The sequence below is a fragment of the Pigmentiphaga kullae genome (assembly GCF_004216695.1).
GTDB lineage: Bacteria > Pseudomonadota > Gammaproteobacteria > Burkholderiales > Burkholderiaceae_B > Pigmentiphaga > Pigmentiphaga kullae.
Genome location: NZ_SGXC01000002.1, coordinates 1,405,743 through 1,430,520 on the forward strand (window position 1 = coordinate 1,405,743; position 24,778 = coordinate 1,430,520).

Genomic DNA, 24,778 nt, shown 5'->3' on the forward strand with positions numbered 1-24,778 from the left:
GCCTTGGCCTGATAAAGCGCGGCATCCACCTTGTCGAAGATCTCGGCGGTTATAGGCCTTGAAGTTGTCGACGTCGAGAATGGCCACGCACTTCAGCAACCCTTCGTCGGGCGCCTCGACGAAAGCGGGAAACTCCTGCGTATAGGCCCGGCGGTTGTGCACGCCCGACAACGGACAGGATCCAAAGATAGCGCACTCGCCGCGCCGGCGCATCCCGGCCCGGCTCCGTCACTGGATCCGGATGTTCCGCTTGCGAACGATCTCGCCCAGCTCGGCCTGGCTGCGCAGGAAGAACGCCCGGAACTGCTCGGGCGTACCGGGATCAGGAATGAAGCCCCGGTCACGCAGTTCCCGGTTCACGTCGGGTTGTTGCAGCGTGTCGCGTATGGCCGCCGCCAGGGTATCCCGCACCTGCGGCGGCATGCCCTTGGGCGCCAGCACGCCCTGCCAGCTGTACATGTCGAACCCCGGATAGCCGCTTTCGTCCACGGTGGGCACGTCGGGCAGGTACGGCAGGCGCTCCCGGGTGGACACCAGCAGGACCTTCAGCTTGCCCGTGCGCAGATAGGGCAGCGCCGTGGCCGGGTCGGAAAAATACAGATCGATCTGGCCGCCGAGGAGGTCGCGTATCGCCGGCGCGGCGCCCGGAAACGGCACATGGGTCGGATGCACGCCCACCCGCGCGGCCAGGGCCTCCATGGTCAGGTGGTTCATCCCGCCCTGCCCCCAGCTTCCGTAGGTAAGCCGATCGCCTCGTTCCTTCATGTAGGCCAGAAGCCCCGCCGCGTCCGAAACCGGCAGGTCGCGGCGCGCCAGCAGGAGCAGCGGCGTGCGTACCAGCGGCGCCACGAAGTCCAGGTCGCGCTCGGCCGAGTATTTCAGGTCGGGATACAGCGCGGCGTTCACCGCGACCTGCTCGGCCGTGTTCATCACGGTGTAGCCGTCGCGGGCTGCCGACAACAGCGCCTGCGTGCCGATGATGGTGTTGCCGCCCGGCCGGTTGTCCACCACGATCGCCTGGCCCAGCTTCTGCGACAGGCGCTGCGTGACGACCCGCGCCACGTTGTCGGCGCCGCCGCCGGCCGGATAGGGAACCAGCCATCTGATCGGATGCGCCGGGTAGGCCTGGGCAGCGGCAGCGCCGGCGGCCAGGCAGGAAAACAATGCGAACACCGCCGGAATGATCCGCATGGCGCCTCCTTTTATAAAACGATCGTTTAATTTTATTCAATATATCCCAAATATTGGGATACAAATCATTATTTTTAATACGATCGTTTCATAAAAAGGAAGCCGGCCGTGGCCGAGCGCCAGGTCGACGCGCGCTGCTTGCTTACTCGGGTATCCAGGCCGGATTGTGGACGGCTTCCCAGAGATGGCCGTCAGGGTCCTGGAAATAGCCGGCGTACCCGCCCCAGAACGTCGGCTGCGCCGGCTTCACCACGCGGGCGCCCGCCGCGGCGGCGCGGGCCATTACCGCATCGACCTCCTCGCGCGACGCGACGTTGTGGCCCAGGGTGAACTCGGTCGGACTGGGCCCGCTTCGTTCGATCCCGGCGTCGTGCGCGATGTCCGCCCGCGCGAACAGCGCCAGCCTGAGCCCCGGTTGCAGTTCGAAGAAGGCCACCGCGCCGTGTTCGAATTCCCTGCCTATGATGCCCTCGGTCGGCAGTCCCATGCCGTCGCGGTAGAACGCCACCGAGGCCTCCAGATCGTCCACGCCGATCGTGATCACGCTGATGCGTGGCTTCATGTCCGCTCTCCTTTCGTCCCGTTCAATCCAGCATCATGCCGCAACGGAGCCGGGCCGGACCGCCGTACCAGGAAAACATGGGCGGCATCTGGATCAGCCAGCGGGCGAACCCATCGTGCTAGGATGGCCGCATCCCATTTTTCAGACCGGCCGCCGAAGCGAACAATGACCTCCACGCTGGCGCGAGTCGCCATCTCGCAATCCGAGCTGTTCCGGGAATGGGCCGACGGCGACATCGCCCGGCTGGTCGAAGTCTCGGAGGTCCTGCGGCTCGAATCCGGCACGCTGCTCCATGGCCCGGGAGAAAACGTTCCCTTCCTGTACCTGATCGCATCCGGCTCGCTGCGCATGTCGCTGCGTACGGGGTCCAACCGCGAGTTCGCCTTCCGCCTGCGCTTTGCCGGCGACTTCCTGGGCCTGGGGCCGCTGCTGTCCGGCGAACCCTTCGTCTATACCGTCACGTGCCGCGGCCAGACCCATCTGGTCAGGATACCCGGCCCCTTTCTGAAAGACATGTTGGTACGCAACGGCCGCCTGGCCGTGGCCATGTTCGCGGGATTCAACCGGCGGCACAGGAACATGATCGCCCTGTATGCCGATGCATCGACAGGATCCCTGCGCGCGCGGCTCGCCTCGCTGCTGGGTCTCATCGCCAACGCGTCAGGCCACGCCACGAACGAAATAGAAGTCCTCCAGGACGAGTTGGCCGAATTGCTCGGCACCCGCAGGCAAGGGGTCAACCGCGAGTTGCGGGCGCTGGAGAAACTCGGCATGCTCGCCCTGGAGTACGGCCGCATCGTGATCGTCGACAGGGCCGCCTTGCAGGAGCTGGCCATCCTGCCGGCTCCCGCCCCGCTACCCTAGAAGCGGTGCCTGATGCCGACGTCGAAGCCTTTCTGGCCGTAGACGGGAGTCGTCGCATCGCCTATCGCGTACACGGCGCCAGAACGGTTGCGGATGATACCGAACGACGTATACAGGTTCGTCCTCTTGGACAGGGCATAGGTATAGCCCACCGCGTACAACGTGGCCTTGGCGCCGGTGGCCGCGATCCGTCGCTGGTCGCGCGCATGGGTGATGACGCCAAGCACGGTATGCGGCCCGCTCGACCATCTCAGGCCGGCCATGTAGATGTTGACGCTGGTGTCGGCAAGCGTCGCCCCCGGCACCCCGTTCAACGTGGACCGGACCGCCTGGAACGCCGAGTACGCCGTCACCGCTCCGGCGCGGTAGCTTCCCGACAGCGCGACGGCGTGGCTGGTGGCCGTATCCGCGGCATTGCGCTGGTTGTAGTAGCCCAGCGCCACGCGTGCAGGTCCCTCCTGGTAGCTCAGCGCGCCGTTGTAGGAACGCGCGGCCGAGCTGTTTCCGGCGACCTCGCCAAAACCGTACAGGAAACCCGCGGCCCATCCCCGCCACCTCGGCGTCGAGTAGGACACCGAATTGTTGACGCGGGAATGCGTGCTGAAGACGTTGTTCATCCTGCCCATCAATCCCATGCCGAATGGATCCGCGGGCAGGATCGAATCCAGGTAGAACGGGCTGTACTGCCTGCCCAGCTTGACGTTCCCCAGCGGCGAGTCCAATCCGACGTGGGCCTTGCGCCCGAACAGCGCGCCCAGCGTCGACGTGCCGGTGTCCGTGTTGATCCCGGCCTCCAGGTCGAACGTGGCTTTCCATCCATTGCCCAGGTCTTCCACGCCCCGCAACCCGAAGCGCGACCCGGACTGCCCTCCTCCGGTCAGCGACGACACGCTTCCCTGCTTGGGCGCGATCGGATCGGACTGGTGCACGAAGCCCGAATCCACGATTCCGTACAAAGTCACCTGGGCCTGTGCGTTGGCGCAGTTCCAGGCTCCCAGGCAAAGCACTCCCCCGACGATGGTGATCGTCCTCATTTCCCCTCCGTTGGTTTTGATTCGATAAAGCGACAGCCCAGCGGCCGTGCTATTGCGACTTGACGTTCGCCTGCTTCACGATGCCCTGCCAGCGTTCGATTTCCCTGGTCAGTTGCGTCCTGGTCTGGGCCGCCGAATACGGCTCGGGAATGCCCGAACCCCGCGAGCGGGAAGCCTGCTGCAGGTCGGGTTGGGCCAGGGCGCGCAGGATCTCGGCATTCAAGGTCTTGACGATGTTCGCCGGCGTTCCCGCCGGCGCGACGACGAAGGTGGAAGTCGTCACGTCGCTCCCGGGCAGGCCCACGTCTTTCATCGTGGGCACGCCTTTCATCCCGGGCAGATCCTGCAACTGGTTCGTGCCGCTGACCGCCAGGGCCCGCGCCTCGCCGTCGCGCAGCGAGCCGACGATGCCCGGCACCAGCTCGAAGGCGGCATCGACCTCGCCCGCCCGCACGGCCGTCGTCAGCTTGGCGGCCGTGCCATAGGGCACGATGACGAAATCCCCCTTGAGCTCCTCGCGCACCAGGGCCGCGCCCAGGTACTGGATGCCTCCGGCCACGTCTCCCGTGGCCACCGTGACCCGCCCCGGCCTGGCCTTGATCTCCCGGATCAGGTCATCCATGGTCTTGAGCGGCGAATCGCGCTTGACGACAACGGCGAGCTGGCCGGTGCTGACCTGCGCGACGGGCTCGAAATCGCGCAGCACGCCGATGTTCTTGGCGGCGAAGATCGCATCGCCGATCGCCGCCTTGGTGCCCACGATCATCAGCGTGTAGCCGTCCGGTTCGGCGCGCTTGACCCGCTGCATGGCGACGATGCCGCCGGCCGACGGTTCATTGATGACCACCACCTGCGTGTTCATGGCCACGGAAAGCTTCTGGGCCAGCACCCGCGCGGTGATGTCGGACGAACCGCCAGGCGCCGCCTGGACGATCAGCGATATCGGACGGGACGGATAGCCCTCCATGGCCCACGCCGCCGCGTGGACCGTCAATGCCAGACAGGCGGCCCCCCGCAGCACGGCCCGCAAGTTTCTCGATCTGCTTTTCATGATGTCTCCTGTTGTTGTAGCCAACTCCTGGACTGCCTGCCCGGCCGCTAGGGCACGAGCACCGAAACTCCCACCAGGCCGCCCGACTCCAGCGCACGGTGGGCTTGCGCACAGTCGGCCAGCGCCAGCCTCTGGTGCACGTGCACGCGTATCACGCCCGACTCGACCAACTGGAAGAACTCGCCCGCCAGTTCCATGCGCTCCTTCCTCGTCGACGCATAGTCGGCCAATGCGGGCCGGGTAAAGAACGGCGACCCCCGGCGCCCCAGCTCGATGGCATCGATCGGGGGCACCGGTCCGGACGAGGCGCCGAAGCTGACGAACAGCCCACGCCTGGACAGGACCCGCAGCGAAGCGTCGAAGGTGCTCCGGCCGACGCCGTCCAGCACCACGGGCACGCCGCGCCCGCCGGTAAGCGCCATCACTTTTTCCACGACCTCGTCGGCGTTCCCCCGCACGATCACATGCTCGCAGCCATGCTCCAGCGCGATCTCGGCCTTCTCGTGGCTGGACACCGTTCCGATCACACGCAGCCCGAGATGCCGGGCCCACTGGCTGACGATCAGGCCGGTGCCGCCGGCCGCCGCGTGCAGCACCAGGGAATCGCCCGCCCGCCATGGATGGATGCGCCGCATCAGATAGGCCGCGGTCATGCCGCGCATGGTGCTGGCCGCGGCCACGTCCAGCCCGACACCGTCGGGTACCGGAACGAGATACCGCGTATCGACGATGCGTTCGCTGCTGTACGCGCCCAGCGGACTGCTGGCATAGGCCACGCGGTCGCCCACCCGGACGTCCGTCACGCCGGCTCCCAGCTCCTCGACGATGCCGGCGGCGGATCGTCCGAGCGGCGACGGCAAGGCGACGGGATACAGCCCCGAGCGGAAATAGATGTCGTTGAAATTGACGCCCACCGCGGCGTGCCGAACTCTTGCTTCGCCGTAGCCCGGCGGCGCGACGTCGTATTCCTCGCACCTCAGGACCTCGGGTCCCCCCGTCCGGTGGAACCTGATCACGCTTGCCATCGCTGCTCCTCGTCCTGGCCGGCTCAGGCTTGCGGCCGGGCAGGCAGGACCGTGGCGACCGCCTCCCCGAATCCCAGCCTCGGCCGTCCGGCCTGCTGGCAATGCGCCCGCACGATCACGGTGTCCCCGTCCTGCACGAACGCGCGTTCTTCGCCGTTGGGCAGGGGGAAAGGCTGGCGTCCGCCGCGGCTCAGCTCGAACATGCAGCCGCAGGCGTCGTCGCCCGGCCCGGAGATCGTGCCCGTCCCGATCAGGTCTCCCGTCTCCAGGACGCAGCCGTTGAGCGTGTGATGGGCCACCATCTGCCCCGGCGTCCAGTAGGCGTCCGTCAGGCGGCTCGCGCCCAGCAATACCGGCCCCTCTCCCGCCGCGACCAGCCGCTCGGTCAGCAACAGCACCTCCATGCGCACGTCCGGCATGCCCCGTGCGCGGTTGGCGTCCGAATCCAGGCAGGCGGGCGCGGCCGGCTGGCCATCCGGCCTCGACATCGCCGCCCGGTAGGGCTCCAGGGCTTCGGTCGTCACGACCCATGGCGAGACCGTGGTGGTGAAGCTCTTGGACTGGAACGGTCCCAACGGCTGGGACTCCCATCCCTGCATGTCCCGCGCCGTCCAGTCGTTCAACGCCGAATAGCCGAAGATCGCCGCATCGGCGGCGTCCACGTCCAGCGGCTCGCCCCGCGCGTTCGAGGTGCCCACGTAGATGCCAAGCTCGACTTCGTAATCCAGCATCCGCGTCGGATCCGTCAGGGGCCGGTCGTTCTCGAACCGCCCCGCCTGCCCCCGGGGGCGCGCGAAACCGTAGCCGCTGGCCCTGACCGTCGATGCCCGGCTGTGATAGGCGATCGGGCTCCAGACGAAACTCTGGGGAAGCTCGGGATGATCGGGACGCTTGACCCGGATCACCTTGGAGATGTGATGCATCGAGGCCAGGTAGTCCGAGAAATTGCCGATCTTCGCGGGAAGCAGGAACTCGGCATCGGCGATGGGATGGAGGTGCGGCTCCGCCTCCCGCCGGAACGCCGATCCTTCCCGCAACAGCCGCGACAACCCCAGCCGCAGGCGCGCCCAATGCGCCGGCCCGAGCTCCATCAGCGCCTTCATCGACGCTTCGCGGCAGGCCTGCACCGCCGGCCCGCATTCGGCGGCCAGGCAGGCCTCGATTGCGCCGATGTCCAGGACCAGGTCGCCGATGCCCGCGCCGACACGAAAGCCCCCTTGGCGCCTGGGCCTGAAGACCGCCAGCGGCAGGTTCTGGATGGGGAAATCGCCGTCGGGCCGGTTGGCCGAGGCCACGAACGAGCGCAGCGCCGGGTCATGGGTCTCGTTCAGGCGCGAGGCCCCCGGAGCCTGCATGAAGGAAGCATCACGCATGTTGCCGCTCCTTGATGGCCGCGCCCGCGCCCTGCGCCTCCAGGAACGCCCTGCGCAAGGCCTTGCGCTCCTCGCGCAGTTCGACATTGTGGTATTCGATCTGGTCGATGTCGGGGGCGACCACCTCCGATGTGCCCCGCAGATCGGTATAGGCAATACCGCTGCCATCGCCATTGGGTCCCAGCCCCAGCGGCTTTCCGCCGCGCTCGAATTCGTCCAGCCCCTGGAAGAAACGCTGGCGCATCTTGGCGATCACCAGGTCGCTGGCCCCCAGGTGCTCTTTCGTGCGATCGACGATGGGCACGCTTTCGGCCACTGCGGCGTCTTCGGCGCGCAGGTCCTTGAAACCCGACCAGTGTCCCAGCTTCATCGCCTCGCGGTTCTGGCCGAAGTCCTCCCTGCCGCGGTCCAGCGAGTTGTGCAGGAAGTCGTCATGGTCGACGAACTTCAGGCCCAGCGCTCCCCGCTCGATCGATTGCTTCTTCCACCATTCCTGGGTATGGACCATGTCCCACTCGAAACGCCAGAAGGCCGTACGCCGGTTGTTGATCGGGATCATGAACAACACGCGCCCTTCATCGGTGCGCATGCTGCCGTTCAGGACCGTGAACGGCGCCAGGTACTCCGTCACGCGCAGGTAGACCTGGCCGTCCTCGCGCTCGCGCCGCGAATAGGCCTGGAACCCGTAGGGCGTATCGACCACCGACAGCTTGGGCGCATGCACGCCCTTGATCGCGACGACGCTTTCGTTGATCTCCGCCTTGACCGGCTGGGCATGCAGGAGCCCGATGTGGGCGGAATCCAGCAGCGTCTCCAGGTTCTGCGTCCAGTTCGAATCCGTGTACCCGACCCGGGCACGGCGATGTTCGGGCGGCAGTAGACAGAACTCCCATTCGGGGAAGACAGGCGGCTCGCCCGGCCCCAGGTAGACCCATAGCGCACCGCCCGCTTCCCGGACGGGAAAGGCAGGCACCTTGACCGTCGAACAGAAGCGGGGATTAGACTCCGACGGCGCGGCGATGCACGTACCCGACACATCGAACTTCCAGCCGTGGAAGATGCAGGTCAGCGCGTTGTCGCCGGTCCGCCCCAGCGCCAGGGAAGCGCCACGGTGCGGGCATTGTTCCTCGAAGAAACCGACCTTCCCGCTGCCGTCGCGGAAGGACACGAATTTCTCGCCCAGCAGCTCGACCTTCTTCGGCGGGCCATTGGGTTCGAGCGCCTCGGATCTCAGGTAGGGCAGCCAGTAGCGGCGGGCCATGTCGTGCAGGGTGGAACCCGGCTCGACGTCGTTGTAGCGGTCATTGTCTGCTGCGGACAGCATGGGGGTTCTCCAGGATCGTTCCGTAGTCGTGGAACCGATTCTGGTGTGCCGCGCCCGGTTTGTTGAGCGCCGCACCGCCCGGAATGTCCGCTTTGTTTCAAACCCGGGCCTTGCCCCGCACATTGGAACAAACACGACAATCGCGCATATTTGCCGCTCGTCCCCCTTGCGTCACCCCTCCAGAATGCGCCCTACCCTCTCATTCGAATCCTTTGCCATGAACAGCAGCTCACTCCTTACGGTACTGGTTCACACCATTCGCCTCGAAGCGCAGGGCATCATCAGCGTCGAGTTCCGCTCGCCCACGGGCGAGGAACTGCCTGCCTTCGCCGCGGGCTCGCACATCGACCTGCATCTGCCCAACGGCCTGGTGCGCAGCTATTCGCTGTTCAACTCGCCCGAAGAGCGGCATCGCTACGTGGTGGGCGTGCTGAACGACCGTAACAGCCGCGGCGGTTCGCGCTTCGTGCACGAACAGCTGCGGGTGGGCTCGACCATCAAGATCGCGCCGCCGCGCAACAACTTCGAGCTGGACGAGTCGGCGGCCAAGTCGGTGCTGCTGGCCGGCGGCATCGGCGTGACGCCCATCTTCTGCATGGTCAACCGGTTGCGCGCGATTGCCAATCCGGTGGAACTGCTCTACTGCGCCCGCACCAAGACCGAAGCGGCCTTCGTCGACGAACTGGTGGCCTCGGGCGGCCAGGTCACCACGCGCTTCGACGATGAAGCGGGTTGTCCGCCCAATCTGCGCGAGCTGCTGGCCGGCCATCCGGCCGATACGCATTTCTACTGCTGTGGGCCGACGCCCATGCTGGATGCCTTCGAGGCGGCCTGCAAGGAACTGGGCTACCGGAACGTGCACATCGAGCGCTTCGCCGCCGCCGGCGAAGTCACGGCCGCGCAGGAAGGCAGCTACCAGGTCGAACTGGCCAAGTCGGGCAAGACCATCGACGTGCCGGCCGGCATGGCGCTGCTCGACGCGCTGCTGGAAGCGGGCATCGATGCCGACTACAGCTGCCGCGAAGGCGTGTGCGGCGCGTGCGAGACCGCCGTGCTGGAAGGCACGCCCGACCATCGGGATTCGGTGCTGACCGAGCGCGAACGCGAGTCGAACAAGACCATGATGGTCTGCGTGTCCGGCTGCAAGGGTGCCAAGCTGGTATTGGGCCTCTGACCCCGCTCGCGCCCCCGCTTTTACGACACTTTCAACGGCACGCCGGTCTTGGACTGGATCTCGTCGGCGCTGACGCCCTCGGCCAGTTCCACCAGCACCAGCCCGTCCGCGGTCACATCGATCACGCCCAGGTCGGTAATGATGCGATCCACGACGCCCACGCCCGTCAGCGGCAGCGTGCACTCGGGCAGTATCTTCAGCTCGTAGCCCCCGTCCTTCTTCCTGGCCACGTGCTCCATCAGGATCACCACCCGCTCGACGCCGGCCACGAGGTCCATCGCGCCCCCCATGCCCTTGACCATCTTGCCCGGGATCATCCAGTTGGCCAGGTCCCCCTTCCCGCTGACCTGCATGGCGCCCAGGATGGACAGGTTGATCTTGCCGCCGCGGATCATCGCGAAGCTCTGGTCGCTGCCGAAGATCGACGATCCCGGCAGCGTGGTCACCGTCTGCTTGCCGGCGTTGATCAGGTCCGCGTCCACCCGGTCTTCGGTCGGGAACGGGCCGATGCCCAGCATGCCGTTCTCGGACTGCAGCCAGACCTCGATATCGCCCGGCACATGGTTGGCCACCAGGGTCGGGATGCCGATCCCGAGATTCACATAGAAACCGTCGCGCAGTTCCCGGGCGGCCCGCGCCGCCATCTGGTCCTTGTTCCATGCCATGATCAATTCTCCGCCTTGGTCGTCGTACGCTGCTCGATCCGCTTTTCCGGGCTGCGGTTCTGAACGATGCGATGGATATAGATCCCGGGCAGGTGGATATCGTCGGGCGCCAGATCGCCGACCTCGACGATCTCCTCGACTTCGGCAATGGTGATCCTGCCCGCCGTAGCGGCCGCCGGATTGAAGTTGCGGGCCGTATAGCGGAAGCGCAGGTTGCCGGCACGGTCGGCCACATGCGCCTTGATCAAGGCCACGTCGGGTACCAGGGACCGTTCCATCACATAGGTTTCCCCGTCGAATTCCCGAAGCTCCTTGCCTTCGGCCACCAGGGTACCCACGCCCGTCTTGGTGAAGAAGGCCGGGATGCCGGCCCCGCCGGCGCGCAGCTTCTCGGCCAGCGTGCCCTGCGGCGTGAACTCCAGCTCCAGTTCTCCGCTCAGGTACTGGCGTTCGAACTCCTTGTTCTCGCCCACGTAGGACGAAATCATCTTCCGGATCTGCCGGGTCTCCAGCAGCTTGCCCAGCCCGAAGCCGTCCACGCCGGCGTTGTTCGAGATCACGGTCAGACCCTTGACGCCCGACGCCCGCAGCGCCTCGATCAGCGCCTCCGGGATGCCGCACAGGCCGAAGCCGCCCACCGCGATCATCTGTTCATCTTTCACGACGCCCGCAATCGCATCGGGCGCGGATGGATAGATCTTGTTCACGACACCTCCTCCAAGGACTGGAACAACCGCTGCGCCTGCCCCGCCGGGGACTGGCGGACGGCGCGCGTTTGAAAGATACTACGTAGCTATCTACGTAGTTTTGCTTAGGAGCCGCCGGTGTCCACCGACTCGGACTATCGCCTGGCCTTCGAGATGGCCCCCATCGGCCTCGTCCTCTCGAAGAACCGGATCATCGTCGACTGCAACGGCTATGTCTGCGACGTCTTCCACGCGTCCCGGGAAATCCTGCTGGGCGCCTCGTTCCGCGAGCTGTATCCGACGACCGAGGAATTCGAGCGCCTGGGCAAGCGCATCGCCCCCATCCTGAACAAGCATGGGCGCTACGCCGACACGCGTATCATGAAACGCGCCACCGGGCAGCACTTCTGGTGCCGCGTGACCGGCCGGGCCTTCAACCGGGAGCGGCCGCACGAGGCGGGGATCTGGACCTTCGAGGATGTCAGCGCCGAACGGCCGCACACGTCGGAGGCCCTGACGCCGCGCGAACGGGAAGTCGCGTCGCGGCTCCTGGACGGCAAGACGTCGAAGATGATCGCCCGGGAACTCGATATCAGTCCGCGCACGGTAGAGGTGTTCCGCGCGAGCCTGATGAAAAAATTTTCAGCGACGAATACGGCGGATCTGATTCATCGGATGCTGTCGGCGTGAACGAGGATATGGCAAGACATGAAAGGACTTCGCAAGACCGGCAATGCCACGCACCAGACCGGAGGCAGCCAGCGGTAGCTCACCGGCTCGAGCCGGAAACCGCGTGTCAGCCCCGCCGCGCGGCCACGATCGCGGCGACGTCGATTTTCCGCATGTCCATCATCACCTGGAATGCGCGCTTGGCCTCCCCTCCACCGGCGGCCAAGGCCTCGGTCAGCACGCGCGGCGTGATCTGCCAGGAAACACCCCATTTGTCCTTGCACCAGCCGCATGCGCTTTCCTGGCCGCCGTTGCCGACGATGGCGTTCCAATAACGGTCGGTTTCTTCCTGGTCATCGGTGGCGATCTGGAACGAGAAGGCCTCGTTGTGCTTGAAGGCGGGCCCGCCGTTCAGGCCCAGGCAGGGAATGCCGGCGACGGTGAACTGGACCGTCAGCACGTCGCCGACCTTGCCGGAGGGATAGTCGCCGGGCGCGCGGTGGACGGCGTGCACCGCGCTGTCGGGAAAAGTCTTGGCGTAGAAACGGGCCGCCTCCTCGGCGTCCTTGTCGTACCACAGGCAGATCGTGTTCTTGGCGATGGTCATGGCGGACTCTCCTGCTTGGGGAACATCCGGGAAGATTACGCCAGTCGGTAATGACAGGTGGGCCTTGCGAACAATTTGAAGCCAATTTCCATCGTCAACAAAAACCCCTGGATTTCCAAACGAAATCCAGGGGTTTTTACGTTCTTTGGCGGAAGCGGTGAGATTCGAACTCACGAACGGTTGCCCGTTGCCGGTTTTCAAGACCGGTGCAATCGACCACTCTGCCACGCTTCCCTATGCGGCGCCAGGAGCGGAATGATAATCCATTTTAGCCCCCCGCCCCTGCCGGCCTAGAAGCTGGCCCCATCCACCCGCTTGATCTGCAGGGCGTCCAGGTCGATGGACGGCACGCAGCGCAGGTTCACCGCCCGCATGGGCGTCCCGTCGGGCATGGCGCCCCGGGCGAAGGATTGCGTGCCGCAGGTCGCGCAGAACATGTGTTCGATCTTGTGGGCGTGGAAAAAATAGGACCGCAACTGTTCCTGGCCCTGCTTCAGCCTGAACTGGCCTTCAGGCACGAAGCTCAGCAGGAAACCCTTGCGGCGGCAATGAGAGCAATTGCAGCTCATGGCCTGGGTGGGCACGGGGGCGTCGACCTCGAACGCGACGGCCCCGCAATGGCAACTCCCTTCGTACGACATGCTTGGTCTCCTTGTCCGTTCAGGCCGCCTCGACGTCGAAGCGCGGCACGGCGTCCAGCAATTGCCGGGTATAGGCGTGGTCCGGCCGGGTCAGCACGCGTTCGGCCGGGCCGGTCTCGACGATGCGGCCGCCCTGCATGACGGCGATGTCGTCGGCCAGGTATTCGACCACGCCGAAGTTGTGGGTGATGAACAGGTAGGCAATGCCCATGTCCCGCTGCAAGGCGTGCAGCAGGTTGAGGATCTGTGCCTGCACCGAGACGTCCAGCGCGGAGGTCGGTTCGTCGCACACCATGAGCTTGGGTTCGACCGCCAGCGCGCGGGCGATGGCGATGCGCTGGCGCTGGCCGCCCGAGAACTCGTGCGGATAGCGGTCGCGGGCATCGGCGCGCAGTCCGACCTGGTCCAGCAGGCGAAGCAAGGCGGCCTGGCGGCTGGCCGCGTCCATGTCGGGCCGCAGCGAGGCCAGTCCCTCGTCCAGGATCTCGCCCACGCGCATGCGGGGGTTCAGCGAGGCATACGGATCCTGGAAGATGATCTGGATGTCGCGCCGCAGGCGCTTGAGCGAGCGGCCGCCGGCCCGCAGCAGGTCCTGCCCGTGGAGGCTGGCCTGGCCGGAAATGGTGGCCACGCCGTCCAGCAGGCGCAGCAGGGCCTTGCCGGTGGTGGTCTTGCCGCAGCCGGATTCGCCGACCAGCGCGAGCGTCCTGCCGGTGTCCAGCGACAGGCTCACGCCATCCACGGCCTTGACCCAGCCGGCCGTGCGGCGCAGCACGCCCTTGCGAATGGGGAAATGGACTTTCAGGTCGGTCACGCTCAACAGGGTGGATCCGGGCGCGCCGGCAGCGGCCGCCGGCGCGGGAGCCGCCACGGCGGATTCGGGTGATTCCACGACGTGCACTTCGGGCAGCGGTTCGCCCTTGCCCGCCGCGCGGGCGGCGTCGATCTGGGTCAGCCGCACGCAGCGCACCGCGTGGCCGGGCGCGTCCTGGGCCAGGGGCGGCGGCGCGGCGTCGCATTCGGCCGCGTGGGCCGGACAGCGCTGGGCGAAACGGCAGCCGCCGAACGTCTGGTTCAGGGCCGGCACGGTGCCCGGAATGGCGGCCAGGTGCTCGCCGCGGCGGCCCATGCTGGGCAGCGCGCCGAACAGCAGCCGCGCATAGGGATGGCGGGGATGGCGGAAGAATTCCTCGGCCGGAGCCGACTCCACGATCTGGCCGGCGTACATCAACGCCACGTGGTGGGCCATGCTGCGCACGATGCCCAGGTCGTGGGTGATGAGCATCATCGCCATGCCGAGCTGGGCCTGCAGGGTGCGCAGCAGTTCCAGGATCTGGGCCTGGATGGTGACGTCCAGCGCGGTGGTGGGCTCGTCGGCGATCAGCAGCTCCGGTTCGGCCGCCAGCGCGATCGCGATCATGACGCGCTGCTTCTGGCCGCCAGACAGCTGGAAGGGGTAGTCGTCCACGCGCCGCTCGGGCTCGGGTATGCCGACCCGCCGCAGCCACTCGACGGCCTTGGCGCGGGCGGCCGCCCCGCGCAGCGAGGTATGGGTGGCGATGGTCTCGACGATCTGGTCGCCCACCCGCATCACCGGGTTCAGGCTGGTCGCGGGTTCCTGGAAGATGATGCTGATCTTGCGGCCGCGCACGGTGCGCATGTCGCGCTCGGGCAGGCGGTTCAGGTCCACGCCTTCGAGCAGCGTCCGGCCGCGCTCGATCCGCCCGGCGTCTGGCAAGAGCCGCAGCAGCGCCAGCGCGGTCATGCTCTTGCCGCAACCGGACTCGCCCACCAGCGCGAAGGTCTGGCCGCGCGCGATGGCCAGGTCGAGCGCGTCCACGGCATGGACGACGCCATGGTCGCTGTCGAGCAGCACGTCCAGGCGGCGCACGTCCAGCATGGCGGTTTGCGCGGGCGCGTTCATCAACGGTCCTCCAGCATCTTGGCCGACCGGGCCCGCGCCCATGCCGGCCGGTAGGCCCGGGCGCGCGGGTCGAAGGCCTCGCGCACGGCGTCGGCGAACAGGTTGGCGGACAGCACCAGGGCCAGCATGAAGACGAAGGCCGACAGCAGGCTCCACCAGATCATCGGGTCGCGCGACATTTCCAGCCGCGCCAGGTTGATCATGGACCCGAACGAGTTCATGGAGGGATCGACGCCCACGCCCAGGTAGGACAGCACGGCCTCGTACAGCACCAGGGTCGAGAAATCCAGCACCACGGTGATCAGCACGATGTGCATGACGTTGGGCAGCAGGTGGCGGGTCATGATGCGCACCGGCGAGGCGCCGAAGGCGCGCGCGGCCAGCACGTAGTCGAGTTCGCGCAGCTTGAGCGTCTCGGCCCGCAGCAGCCGGCACAGCCCCGCCCAGCCGGTCACGCCCAGGATGATGCACAGCAGGAACAGGCGCAGGTCGGCGCGTTCGGCGCCGGTCTCGAACAGGTCGGGATTGTTGTCGATGAAGACCTGCACCATGAGCACGCAGGCGGCGATCAGCAGCACGCCCGGAATGGAGGTCAGCGTGGTGTAGACGTACTGGATGATGTCGTCGACCCAGCCCTTGAAATAGCCGGCCATGATGCCCAGCGCCAGGGCCAGCGGCAGGGTCGCCAGGGTGGTCAGGCTGCCGATCACCAGCGCGGTGCGGAAACTCTTGACGGTCTGCACGAGGACGTCGTTGCCGGTGCTGTCGGTGCCCATGACGTGATAGCCGGTGGACAGGGATACGGCCGCGCCCGCCAGGATGGCGATGATGCCGAAGGTCAGCAGCATGGGCGCCAGCGGCACGGCGGTGCGCCGGTGGACGATGTCGCGCCACGCCACGGCAAAGCCCTGCCCGCCGCGATGCGCCAGGGCGCCCGCCACCAGCAGGGCCACGGCGCCGGCAAGCAGGCCGCCGGCCACGACGCCCACGGCCGTGCGCCGCAGCACGTCCCCCAGCCATTGCGTGTCGGGGTCGGTCAGGTGCGCGCCGCCGTGGCGCAGGCGCGGATAGTCCCGCACCGGCTTGCCGTCCACCAACATGGATTCCTTGGTGAACTGGCGCACCGCCAGCGGGGCCGAGTAGGTCTTCTCGCGCCCCGCCATGGGTTTTTCCAGCAAGGCGTCGAGCACCGAGCGCGTGACCGGGGAATAGGCGCGCGCGCCTTTCCCGCCGTTGACTTCCACCGATTCCAGCAAGGGCCGGTAGTGCAGGGAATCGAGCAAGCCGATCGTCACGAACACGCCCAGCACCACCACGGCGCACATGGCCGGCGTGTCGCGGGCCACCCGGGCCCAGGTGGCCCGCAGGTTGGGCGTGCGGCGGGCGTGCCAGGCGTAGCAGGCTACCCCCAGCACCAGCAGGAACAGCGCGACGTCGGTCCACAGAAAGACGATCTTGGGCATGTTCTTACTCGAAACGCACGCGCGGATCCGCGATCGTGTAGGAGATGTCGGCCAGGATCAGGCCGATGATGTAGAGCACCGAACCGATGAACACCATGGCCCGCACGATGGCGAAGTCCTGGGCGTTGATGGCGTCCATGGTGTAGCTGCCCAGGCCGGGGATGCCGAAGAAGGATTCGGCGATCAGGCTGCCCATGAACAGCAGCGGGATGGCCGAGATGGTGCTGGTCAGGATGGGCAGCATGGCGTTGCGCAGCACGTGGCGGAACAGCACCAGGCGCTCGGACAGCCCCTTGGAGCGGGCCGTGCGGACGTAGTCCTTGCCGATTTCCTCGAGGAACAGCGCACGGTAGAAACGTGCCTCGGGCCCCAGCTTGGCGATGATGGCCACCAGCACGGGCAGCACCAGGAAGCGCATGGCGTCCAGCCCGCCGGCGAAGCCGGACAGCGGGACCAGGCGCAGGGTCTTGGAGAACAGATACTGCCCGGCGATGATGTAGAACAGCGCCGAGATGGATAGCATGGCCACGCACAGCACCACGCCCCAGAAATCCAGGTAGGTTCCCCGGAAGAACACCAGGAGCAGCGCGAACGCCACGCTGGCGAACAAACCCAGCAGGAAGGTCGGCACCGCCAGCGCCAGGCTGGGCCCCACCCGCTGCCGGATCTCGTAGCCGATGTCCCGGCCGGCGTCCGAGGCGCCGAAGTCGAACACGAACAGCCGGGCCGAGCGGTCGAAGAAGATGGTGTCGGTGTAGCGCCGCGCGCCCTCGGCCTGTGTGTTGACCAGCAGCGGCTTGTCGTAGCCGCGCTCGACCTTCCATTTCTCGATGGCGTCGGCGGTGACCCGGCGTCCGCCTATGGACAGGCGCGCCATGTCGTCCGGCGTGTTGACCGCGAAGAACAGCATGAAGGTGAACAGGTTGACGCCGATCAGGATCAGGACCCCGTACAGGATCCGGCGCACGATGTAGGCGGTCATGCCGCATCTCCCGTCGGACGGTCGGTATGGACGGCCACGGCGCGGTCGCGGCGCCGGACCATGCGCCATGCGGGCACGGCCAGAAGGACCAGCAGCACCACCGCCAGCGCCACCGGCCACCAGACCGGCTGGTTCCATTCGGCGATCTTGCGGGTCCGCAGGGCGGAATCGATCTTCATGAACTGGAGGTTGTTCCGTATCATCTGGGTCGGCTTGCCGTTGCCCACCCACTGCTGGTAGGCGCCGCCGGACTTGGGGAAATAGCCGAACATCCACGCGGCGTCGGTCTGCACGATCGCGACCATGCGGGCGATCAGGGCTTCCTTCTCGGGCCCGTCGTCCAGGTATTTCATGCGCTCGAACAGCTTGTCGAACTCGGGATTGACGTAGTTCGAGGCGTTCTCGCCGCCCTCCTTCGCCTTGCCGTTCGGGCCGTAGAGCAGGAACAGGAAGTTCTCGGCATCGGGATAGTCGGCGTTCCAGCCCCACAGGAAGATCTGCGCCACGCCGCGCCGCATCTTGTCCTGGAAGCGGTTGTAGTCGGTGGAGCGGACCTCGAGCTGGATGCCCAGCTTGCCGAACTGGCGCTGCAGCCAGTCGAACTGCGAACGCGCGCCGGGCGACACGCCGCCCATCGCGTCGTAGTTCAGGACCAGGGGCTGGCCGGTCTGCGCGTTGCGGCCATCGGGGTAGCCGGCTTCAGCCAGCAGCCTCTTGGCCTCGGCCAGCGGCTTGCGGGTGACCTTGTCGCCGTCTATGTCGTAGACCACCGGGTTGGCGCCGGCGGGCGGATCGCGATAGCCCAGGAGGCCCGGAGGCAGCGGCCCGTGCGCGACCTGCGCCTGGCTGTTCTCGAAGATGGTGACGTATTCCTCCCAGTCCACCGCGATGCTGATGGCCTGGCGCAGCTTGCGGTTGCGCGCTTCCTGGTCGGGGTTGTCGCCCTTGCCCACCACGGGATCCAGCCAGTTGAACCCCATGTACCAGTTCTGGGTCTCGACCGTGGTCGGCAGCTTCAGCCCGCGCTCGGCGTACAGGGCCGCCTTCTCCTTGGAATCGCCGGCCGCCACCAGGTAGGCCACGCCGTACTCGCCGCGCTCGGCCTGGGGCACGTCGTAGTAGCCCTGCAGGAACTTGCCCTGCAGCGGCACGCTTTCCTTCTCGATGTTGAAGACGATGCGGTCGATGAAGGGGGTGGGCTTGCCGCAGTCCTCCAGCAGGCCGGCGGCGCGGTCCTCGTCCGTGCCCTCGCAGGGATAGGGGTCGCCGCGGAAATTGGGATTGCGCGACAGCACGTGGCGGCGGTTCTCGCGATACTCCGTCAGCATGTAGGGCCCCGTGCCCACCGGCCAGTAGTTCAGGGTCAGGTTGCGCTCGGCCATGCCGGCCTGGCTGTAGAACTGGTCCGCTTCCCACGGGATGGGCGAGAAGAAGGTCATGGCCAGCCAGTACTTGAACTGCGGGTACTTGCCCTTGATCCGTATGCGCAGCGTATGGGGGTCCAGCGCCTCCACGCCTTCGAAGGCGTACTTGCGGAAATCCAGCCACGGCAGGTCGCGCGTGGTCGGGGCCAGCCCCTTGCGCAGCTCGGCGTCGGCGGCGCGGATGCGGTCGCCGTACTCCTTGAAGCCGACGATGTAGTCGGTCATGTGCGCGTAGATGGGCGAGACCACGCGGGTGGTGGCCAGGCGGCGGATGCCGTAGACGTAGTCGTCGGCGGTCAGCTCGCGCGAGCCGGTTCGGGGAAAGTCCGGGATGGCGTACTTGCCTTCCAGGTCGGCCGGCGCCAGGTGCCGGTACAGGTCCCGGCCGGCCTCGTCCACCGCGAACGCGGGGTGCGGCTGGAACCGGATGCCGGGCTTGATCGGGATGTCGTAGACGCTTTGCACCACCTGTTCGCCCGGCACGCTGTCCGGCAGGCGGTTGCCCTGCGCGTCCAGGTAGACCGGATCGACCACCCGGACGGCGGCCCGGGGCACGAGCTGGTAGGGGCGCTTCAGGTAGTCGTAGCCATACAGCGGCTCGTAGATCTGGTAGGTGTAGGGGGTCTCGTCGACCGAATAGGAGCTGGCCGGGTCCAGGTACTTGGGCGAGCGCTGGGTGAACGCCGTGTACATCACGTTCTCGCGCTCGGCGCCGGCCGCGTAGGGGCTGTTCAGCGGCGTGCCGCCGTCGGGGCCGCCGGGCGAGCAGCCAGCCGCGACGACCGCCGCCACCGCCAGGAGGAAGGTTCCGGCCCAACCGCGCGCGCCCTGTGCGCCCTGTCTCAAACCCGCAGCGCACGTCAGGCGCATCGACCACCTCCCCGGAGTAGCGTCCTCTCGAGGATAGCAAAAACCGTACCGTTGCCCACACCGGTTTCGTTAAGGAATACCCCGAAACTTCCCGTGCCAGGCATGTCGATATAGGCAACCGGCATATCCCGGGCGGGGATTTTCATTACCCGGCGCGGCGCACCGCCCTTAGGATGGGGGGTTCGCAGCAAAGAGGGAAATCATGTTCCGCCACGCCATCCTGACGATCTCCTGCCTGCTCGCGGCCACCGCCGCGCAGGCCGACACCTATCCTTCGCGCCCCATCACCCTGGTGGTGCCGGGCCCGGCGGGCGGCACGCCCGACGTCGTCGCCCGCATGGTCGCCGACAAGCTGCGCACCCGCCTGGGGCAGCCCGTCATCGTCGAGAACAAGGCCGGCGCCAACGGCTTCATCGGCTCGGCCGCCGCCGCCAAGGCCCCGGCCGACGGCTACACGCTGCTGATGGGCTTTGCCCAGACCATGGCGGTCAACCCCGTCACCTTCAAGAAACTGCCCTACGACCCCGTCAAGGACTTCACCGCCGTGGCGCGGCTGGTGGATTTCGAGCTGGCCCTGGCCACTCCGGCCAGCGTGCCGGCGGCCTCGCTGGGCGAGCTGGTGTCCTGGCTGCGGGCCGGACGCGGCAAGTACTCGTATGGATCGTTCGGCGCCGCCTCGCCGTCGCAGTTCGCCGGCGACATGTTCAACCGCAAGGCGCAGCTGGACATGCAGCACGTCCCCTACAAGGGCTCGGCGCCCCTGGTGACCGATCTCGTGGGCGGCCAGGTGCAGTTCGGTTTCGTGGTCCTGCAGGTCGCGCAGCAGCTGGCCCAGGGCGGCAAGCTGAAGATCCTGGCCGTGACCGGAGAGCGCAGGCAACCCGCCGCCCCCGGCGTCCCGACCATGGCCGAAGCCGGCTACCCCGACGTGAACGCCACCGGCTGGTACGGGCTGTATGCGCCCCAGGGCACGCCCGCCGCCGTGGTGAACAAGCTGGACGAGGCCGTGGGCCAGGTGATGAAGGACGCCGACGTCCAGCGCAAGCTGATCGAGCAAGGCGTGAATCCGGCCTACGCCGGGCACGACGCGCTGGCCGCCTACACGCGCAGCGAAATCGCGCGCTGGCGCGACATCGTGGCCCAGACCGGCTTCAGCGCGCAGGACTGACGCCGGCGCCGTTCAAAAACGGTAGGTGACGGCCAGCATGCCCACGATGGGGTTGATCTTCAGGTCCGCCTGGCTTTCGATCGTACCCGCCGGCGTGCCATGGGTACGCAGGCGGGCACGGGTCTTGACCGGCAGGTAGGACACCGACAGCAGCGCCCCCCAGTTCCTGTCGATCTGATAGGCGGCGCCGGCATTGAGCACCGGCGCCCATTTGCTGTCGACCTCGGCCTCGGTCTTCAAGCCGGGATTGGTGTTCCGGGTGACGGTGGCCGACACCGCGCGCTGGAAGCCATCGGTCAGGCGCACGTCCGAATACCAGATGTAGCTCAGACCGGCTCCGACGAAAGGCCGGAAAGCGCTGTCGGCCGGGCCGAAGAAATACTTGAACACCACGGCCGGACTCCACTGGCGGGCGGAGCCAAGCAGCCCCACCGGCGCCAATGCCTGTTCGCCATTCAGCTTGAACCGGGGCGGCACGCCCAGGACCAGTTCGGCCGCGACGTGGTCGGTCAGGAAACGCGTATAGGTCAGCCCCAGGGTATCCGCGCTTTCCAGGGACGATCCGGTGTCGGGTACGGGCCCCGCCACCGCGCCGGGCGCAACGATGGTCAACGGCTTGCTCGTATCCTGCGGGGCGAGATGCATCCAGCCCACGCCGAAGACGTTGGATCCGGCGCCTTGCGCGTGAACCGCCGCGGCGCACAGGGTTCCCAGCATGGCCAACAGGATTCGATGCTTCATGAATGTCCTTTCCGAATGTTCCGGGTCGCGCCTCGATGCACATTTAACCTGCCGATGGTCGCATATCGGTAACGCGTTAGCAAAATCTACATTTGCGTCGGTTTGTGTTCGGATACTGACGCTGCGCCGCCCCACGCCCAGAATGGAGCCATGCCGTTCCCGCGGAGGTTGCGCCGCCATGCCCCTGGGCCCTTACCTGGACCGTCTGCGCCGCGTGCTCATCGTCGCACTGCTGTGGGACACCGCGCGCCGGTGGTCCGATCACCGCGCCGCCAGCAAGGGTGCGGCGCTGGCCCTGTACATGGTGTTCTCGCTGGCGCCCATCCTGCTGCTGGTCATCGCCATCGCCGGCGCATTCTTCGGCGAAGATGCCGTGCGCAACCAGCTCGTCAGCCAGATCGGCTCGCTGACGGGGCGCCAGGGAGCCGAGGCCATCCAGACCGTCCTGGCCAGCGCCCAGCAATCGGACAAGGGCTGGGCCGCCGCCCTGATCTCGACCGTGCTGCTGATGTTCAGCGCGACCACGGCCTTCTCGGAACTGAAAGAGAGCCTGGACGAGCTGTGGGACGTGCCATCGTCCAGGACGTCCGGCATCTGGGCCTTGGTCCGCGGCCGGCTGCTGTCGTTCGGGCTGGTGCTGGTGCTGGCCCTGTTCCTGCTGATCTCGCTGGCCATCAACGCCGCGCTGGCCGCACTGCAGGAATACTGGCACGCGTACTGGGCCGAGTCGGTGTTCTCGACCGCGGCGCTGCTGGTGTCCAACCTGTTTTCGTTCGCCGTGGTCACGGCGCTGTTCGCGGTGGTGTTCAAGCTGCTGCCCAGTATCCATATCCCCTGGCGGGAGGTCGTTCCGGGCGCGCTGATGACGGCCGTGCTGTTCCTGATCGGCAAGGGCGTCATCGGCCTGTACCTGGGTCACGGCAGCGTGGCGTCGTCCTACGGCGTGGCCGGTTCGGTCATCGCGCTGATCCTGTGGATCTACTATTCGGCGCAGATATTCTTCTTCGGCGCCGCCTTCACGCGGCAATACGCCGATACCTTCGGCAAGGGCAAGCGCAGTATCGCGCAGGCATTGGACGAAATCCCCCGTTGAAGTAGGATAGCTTCACCCGGTACGCGGGGGAGACGACGATGGCCGCGCTGCATCCCTACATCAGATTCCTGGGCAGTCTGCCGCAGTTCGAGATCGACCATCATGCGGGCACCGCCATCGAGCTGCGCAGCGGCGTCGTGGTGGCCAAGTACGAAGGCGAGAAACCGCATCACCAGCACTGCCTGGCCCTGAGCTGGCCGGGCCAGCCGGCCGGACAGCCGGTGCTGGTGTCGGCCACCAAGTACGTGCCGCTGCAGGTGGGCGAAGCCATCAAGCTGGGCGCGCCCCGCGCCGAGCTGCTGGAAGCCAGCCGGCACATCTTCGTCGAGGCCGGCGTCTGGCACTGAAACCTGTAACTAGGGCACCAGCGGCGGATCGATCCAGACGAAGGTCTCGCCGCGCGAGATCATTTCCGCCACGTCTTCGGGCGGCACCTCGTAGTCGGTGCCCATCAGGCTGGCCGCGCCCGTGTCGTGGATGTGGATGACGGACGGCGGGTCGGTGTCGATGAAATACCAGTAGTACCCGGGCTTGAGGCTGTGGGGGGTGTCTTTCACGATGGCTCTCCGTGTGTGCAAGCGTCCATACGTGAAATGATACCCATCCCCCCCGCGCCGCGCGACCCGGATGCGGTCAGTCGGGGACGACCGCCGTCACCTCGATCTCGACCTGGGCCTCGTCCTCGACCAGGCCGGCCACCTGCACCGCCGTCATCGCGGGGAAATGGCGGCCGATGATCTCGCGATAGGCCTTGCCGATGTCCTCGTAGGACGCGACGTAGACCCGCTTGTCCAGCACGTACCAGGTCATGCGCACGATGTGCTCCGGCCCCGCGCCGGCCTCGGCCAGCACCTCGACGATGTTGGCCAGCGCCTGCCGGACCTGGCCGGCGAAGTCCTTGGCTCGGAACACGCCGTCGGGCTCCCAGCCTATCATGCCGCTGATGAAGACCTGCTTGCCGCGTGCGGCCAGGCCGTTGCTGTAGCCGCGGGGGCGGGGCCATCCGGCCGGCTGCAGTATCTCGATGTTCGGTGCCATGGGTTCTCCTTTCGTCGTTCTTCAGGCCGCGCCCGCCGCGCGCAGCAGCTCGCGGGCGATGATCAGTTGCTGGACTTCGGTGGCGCCTTCGTAGATGCGCAGCGCGCGGATCTCGCGGTACAGCCGCTCGACCGTCTCGCCGCTGACCACGCCCTGCCCGCCGAACATCTGCACCGCCGCGTCGATCACGCGCTGCGCGGTTTCGGTGGCGGTCATCTTGGCCATGGCCGCCTCCTTGGTGATGCGCGCGCCGCCGTCGCGCATCCAGGCCGCCCGGTAGGTCAGCAGCGCCGCGGCATCGACGCCGGTGGCCATTTCGGCCAGCTTCGCCTGGGTCAACTGGAAATCGGCCAGCGTCTGGCCGAACATGCGGCGCGAGGTCGCGCGCGCCAGCGCCTCGTCCAGGGCGCGGCGGGCGAAGCCCAGCGCCGCGGCCGCCACCGAGGTGCGAAAGACGTCCAGCGTGGCCATCGCGACCTTGAAGCCCTGCCCCGGCTCGCCCAGGCGCTGGGACACCGGCACGCGGCAGCCGGCAAAGCGCAGCCGCGCCAGCGGATGCGGCGCGATCACGTCGATGCGCTCGGCAATTTCCAGCCCGGGAGTGTCGGCATCGACCACCAGCGCGGTGATGCCGCGCGCGCCCGGCGCCTCGCCGGTGCGCACGAACACCACGTAGAAGTCGGCGATGCCGCCGTTCGAAATCCAGGTCTTGCTGCCGTCCAGCACGTAGTGCGAACCGTCCAGCGTGGCCGCGCAGGCCATCGCGGCCACGTCCGAGCCCGCCTCCGGTTCGGACAGCGCAAACGCGGCGATGGCCTGGCCAGCGGCCACGCGCGGCAGGTAGCGCGCGCGCTGGTCGCCGGTGCCGAACAGGCTGATCGCGCCCGACCCCAAGCCTTGCATGGCGAAGGAAAAATCCGCCAGCCCGTCGTGATAGGCCAGCGTCTCGCGGATCAGGCAGACGGCGCGGGTGTCGATGGTGTTGGTCAGCCCGCCATGCTCCAGTCCGGCCACGGCATACCGTAGCCATCCATCCTCGCCCAGCGCCCGCACCAGTCCGCGGCAGGTCGCATCGGTATCCCCGCCATGCGCATGCGCCACCCGCCGCGCCGCCCACGGGTCCAGCTCCGCCACCAGTTCCTGGTGCCGCAGCTCGAAGAACGGCCAGGCCAGGTGCTGCGCCCTGCTCGAATTCGATGTGTCGCTCAC

25 protein-coding genes and 1 tRNA gene are annotated in these 24,778 nt (G+C 67.1%); 6 read left to right on the forward strand and 20 right to left on the reverse strand.

Annotation, left to right across the window (positions count from 1 at the left end; translation table 11 throughout):
• Positions 1-228: 228 nt before the first annotated feature.
• Together EV675_RS20995 and EV675_RS21000 are read right to left on the reverse strand one after the other, a co-directional pair.
• Positions 229-1,191 (reverse strand): Bug family tripartite tricarboxylate transporter substrate binding protein, encoded by a 963-nt coding sequence (locus EV675_RS20995; protein WP_130359452.1) that lies wholly within the window; start codon positions 1,189-1,191, stop codon positions 229-231.
• 142 nt (positions 1,192-1,333) lie between these two features.
• Complete coding sequence (locus EV675_RS21000; protein WP_130359454.1) at positions 1,334-1,753, reverse strand: VOC family protein; 420 nt, start codon at positions 1,751-1,753, stop codon at positions 1,334-1,336.
• A 165-nt stretch (positions 1,754-1,918) separates the two neighbouring features.
• Between EV675_RS21000 and EV675_RS21005 the strand changes: the two genes are divergently transcribed.
• Entirely contained in the window at positions 1,919-2,617 is a 699-nt protein-coding gene (locus tag EV675_RS21005; RefSeq protein ID WP_165404688.1) for a Crp/Fnr family transcriptional regulator, read from the forward strand.
• Here EV675_RS21005 and EV675_RS21010 read toward each other — a convergent pair.
• From EV675_RS21010 to EV675_RS21030, 5 genes are read right to left on the reverse strand one after another with little or no spacing between them, the layout of a single operon-like run.
• Positions 2,614-3,651, reverse strand: coding sequence for a porin (locus EV675_RS21010; protein WP_130359458.1), 1,038 nt, complete (start codon positions 3,649-3,651; stop codon positions 2,614-2,616). The genes EV675_RS21005 and EV675_RS21010 overlap by 4 nt on opposite strands.
• 49 nt (positions 3,652-3,700) lie before the next feature.
• A complete protein-coding gene (locus tag EV675_RS21015; protein WP_130359460.1) occupies positions 3,701-4,702 on the reverse strand; it encodes a Bug family tripartite tricarboxylate transporter substrate binding protein in 1,002 nt (333 codons plus the stop codon).
• 47 nt (positions 4,703-4,749) lie between these two features.
• A complete protein-coding gene (locus tag EV675_RS21020; RefSeq protein ID WP_130359462.1) occupies positions 4,750-5,727 on the reverse strand; it encodes a quinone oxidoreductase family protein in 978 nt (325 codons plus the stop codon).
• A gap of 23 nt (positions 5,728-5,750) precedes the next feature.
• Positions 5,751-7,100: a fumarylacetoacetase gene (gene fahA / locus EV675_RS21025; protein WP_242621521.1), complete on the reverse strand. Its 1,350-nt coding sequence runs from the start codon at positions 7,098-7,100 to the stop codon at positions 5,751-5,753.
• The gene (locus EV675_RS21030; protein WP_165404689.1) at positions 7,093-8,424 is read right to left on the reverse strand and encodes a Rieske 2Fe-2S domain-containing protein; all 1,332 of its coding nucleotides are present in this window, start codon (positions 8,422-8,424) and stop codon (positions 7,093-7,095) included. Before EV675_RS21030 ends, fahA begins: the two co-directional genes overlap by 8 nt.
• 217 nt (positions 8,425-8,641) lie before the next feature.
• Here EV675_RS21030 and EV675_RS21035 point away from each other — a divergent pair, with 217 nt between their 5' ends.
• Positions 8,642-9,598, forward strand: coding sequence for a PDR/VanB family oxidoreductase (locus EV675_RS21035; protein ID WP_130359466.1), 957 nt, complete (start codon positions 8,642-8,644; stop codon positions 9,596-9,598).
• Between the two features lie 20 nt (positions 9,599-9,618).
• On the opposite strand, the gene EV675_RS21040 is transcribed toward EV675_RS21035, so the two are convergent.
• Positions 9,619-10,263, reverse strand: coding sequence for a 3-oxoacid CoA-transferase subunit B (locus EV675_RS21040; protein WP_130359468.1), 645 nt, complete (start codon positions 10,261-10,263; stop codon positions 9,619-9,621).
• A gap of 2 nt (positions 10,264-10,265) precedes the next feature.
• Entirely contained in the window at positions 10,266-10,970 is a 705-nt protein-coding gene (locus tag EV675_RS21045) for a CoA transferase subunit A (RefSeq protein WP_130359470.1), read from the reverse strand.
• Positions 10,971-11,087: 117 nt separating this feature from the next.
• Here EV675_RS21045 and EV675_RS21050 point away from each other — a divergent pair, with 117 nt between their 5' ends.
• Positions 11,088-11,639 (forward strand): LuxR C-terminal-related transcriptional regulator, encoded by a 552-nt coding sequence (locus EV675_RS21050; protein WP_278044772.1) that lies wholly within the window; start codon positions 11,088-11,090, stop codon positions 11,637-11,639.
• A 106-nt stretch (positions 11,640-11,745) separates the two neighbouring features.
• Here the strand turns inward: EV675_RS21050 and EV675_RS21055 are convergent, their stop codons facing one another.
• The 7 genes from EV675_RS21055 to EV675_RS21085 all read right to left on the reverse strand — a co-directional run bounded on the left by EV675_RS21055 (position 11,746) and on the right by EV675_RS21085 (position 19,529).
• Positions 11,746-12,225 (reverse strand): VOC family protein, encoded by a 480-nt coding sequence (locus EV675_RS21055; RefSeq protein ID WP_130359472.1) that lies wholly within the window; start codon positions 12,223-12,225, stop codon positions 11,746-11,748.
• A gap of 146 nt (positions 12,226-12,371) precedes the next feature.
• Positions 12,372-12,459: transfer RNA gene (locus EV675_RS21060), tRNA-Ser, on the reverse strand.
• Positions 12,460-12,515: 56 nt separating this feature from the next.
• Positions 12,516-12,866, reverse strand: a complete 351-nt coding sequence (locus EV675_RS21065) for a GFA family protein (RefSeq protein ID WP_130359474.1) — start codon at positions 12,864-12,866, stop codon at positions 12,516-12,518.
• 19 nt (positions 12,867-12,885) lie between these two features.
• Complete coding sequence (locus EV675_RS21070; protein WP_242621522.1) at positions 12,886-14,790, reverse strand: ABC transporter ATP-binding protein; 1,905 nt, start codon at positions 14,788-14,790, stop codon at positions 12,886-12,888.
• Positions 14,790-16,253, reverse strand: a complete 1,464-nt coding sequence (locus tag EV675_RS21075) for an ABC transporter permease (RefSeq protein WP_130359476.1) — start codon at positions 16,251-16,253, stop codon at positions 14,790-14,792. Before EV675_RS21075 ends, EV675_RS21070 begins: the two co-directional genes overlap by 1 nt.
• Before the next feature lie 4 nt (positions 16,254-16,257).
• A complete protein-coding gene (locus tag EV675_RS21080) occupies positions 16,258-17,235 on the reverse strand; it encodes an ABC transporter permease (protein WP_087839363.1) in 978 nt (325 codons plus the stop codon).
• The gene (locus tag EV675_RS21085; RefSeq protein WP_130359478.1) at positions 17,232-19,529 is read right to left on the reverse strand and encodes an ABC transporter substrate-binding protein; all 2,298 of its coding nucleotides are present in this window, start codon (positions 19,527-19,529) and stop codon (positions 17,232-17,234) included. The genes EV675_RS21080 and EV675_RS21085 overlap by 4 nt, the downstream gene beginning before the upstream one ends.
• Positions 19,530-19,731: 202 nt before the next feature.
• On the opposite strand from EV675_RS21085, the gene EV675_RS21090 reads away from it, so the two are divergent.
• Positions 19,732-20,697: a Bug family tripartite tricarboxylate transporter substrate binding protein gene (locus tag EV675_RS21090; RefSeq protein WP_130359480.1), complete on the forward strand. Its 966-nt coding sequence runs from the start codon at positions 19,732-19,734 to the stop codon at positions 20,695-20,697.
• Between the two features lie 12 nt (positions 20,698-20,709).
• Here the strand turns inward: EV675_RS21090 and EV675_RS21095 are convergent, their stop codons facing one another.
• Positions 20,710-21,438 carry an OmpW/AlkL family protein gene (locus EV675_RS21095; protein WP_130359482.1) on the reverse strand — a complete coding sequence of 243 codons (729 nt, stop codon included), beginning with the start codon at positions 21,436-21,438 and terminating at the stop codon, positions 20,710-20,712.
• A gap of 178 nt (positions 21,439-21,616) precedes the next feature.
• Between EV675_RS21095 and EV675_RS21100 the strand changes: the two genes are divergently transcribed.
• On the forward strand, positions 21,617-22,531 hold the full coding sequence (locus tag EV675_RS21100) for a YihY/virulence factor BrkB family protein (protein WP_087839534.1): 915 nt from the start codon (positions 21,617-21,619) through the stop codon (positions 22,529-22,531).
• Positions 22,532-22,569: 38 nt separating this feature from the next.
• Positions 22,570-22,878, forward strand: a complete 309-nt coding sequence (locus EV675_RS21105; RefSeq protein WP_124688896.1) for a hypothetical protein — start codon at positions 22,570-22,572, stop codon at positions 22,876-22,878.
• Between the two features lie 9 nt (positions 22,879-22,887).
• On the opposite strand, the gene EV675_RS21110 is transcribed toward EV675_RS21105, so the two are convergent.
• The 3 genes from EV675_RS21110 to EV675_RS21120 all read right to left on the reverse strand — a co-directional run bounded on the left by EV675_RS21110 (position 22,888) and on the right by EV675_RS21120 (position 24,778).
• Positions 22,888-23,088: a hypothetical protein gene (locus EV675_RS21110; RefSeq protein WP_124688895.1), complete on the reverse strand. Its 201-nt coding sequence runs from the start codon at positions 23,086-23,088 to the stop codon at positions 22,888-22,890.
• Positions 23,089-23,164: 76 nt separating this feature from the next.
• Entirely contained in the window at positions 23,165-23,557 is a 393-nt protein-coding gene (locus EV675_RS21115) for a RidA family protein (protein WP_130360276.1), read from the reverse strand.
• A gap of 33 nt (positions 23,558-23,590) precedes the next feature.
• The gene (locus tag EV675_RS21120; protein WP_130359484.1) at positions 23,591-24,778 is read right to left on the reverse strand and encodes an acyl-CoA dehydrogenase family protein; all 1,188 of its coding nucleotides are present in this window, start codon (positions 24,776-24,778) and stop codon (positions 23,591-23,593) included.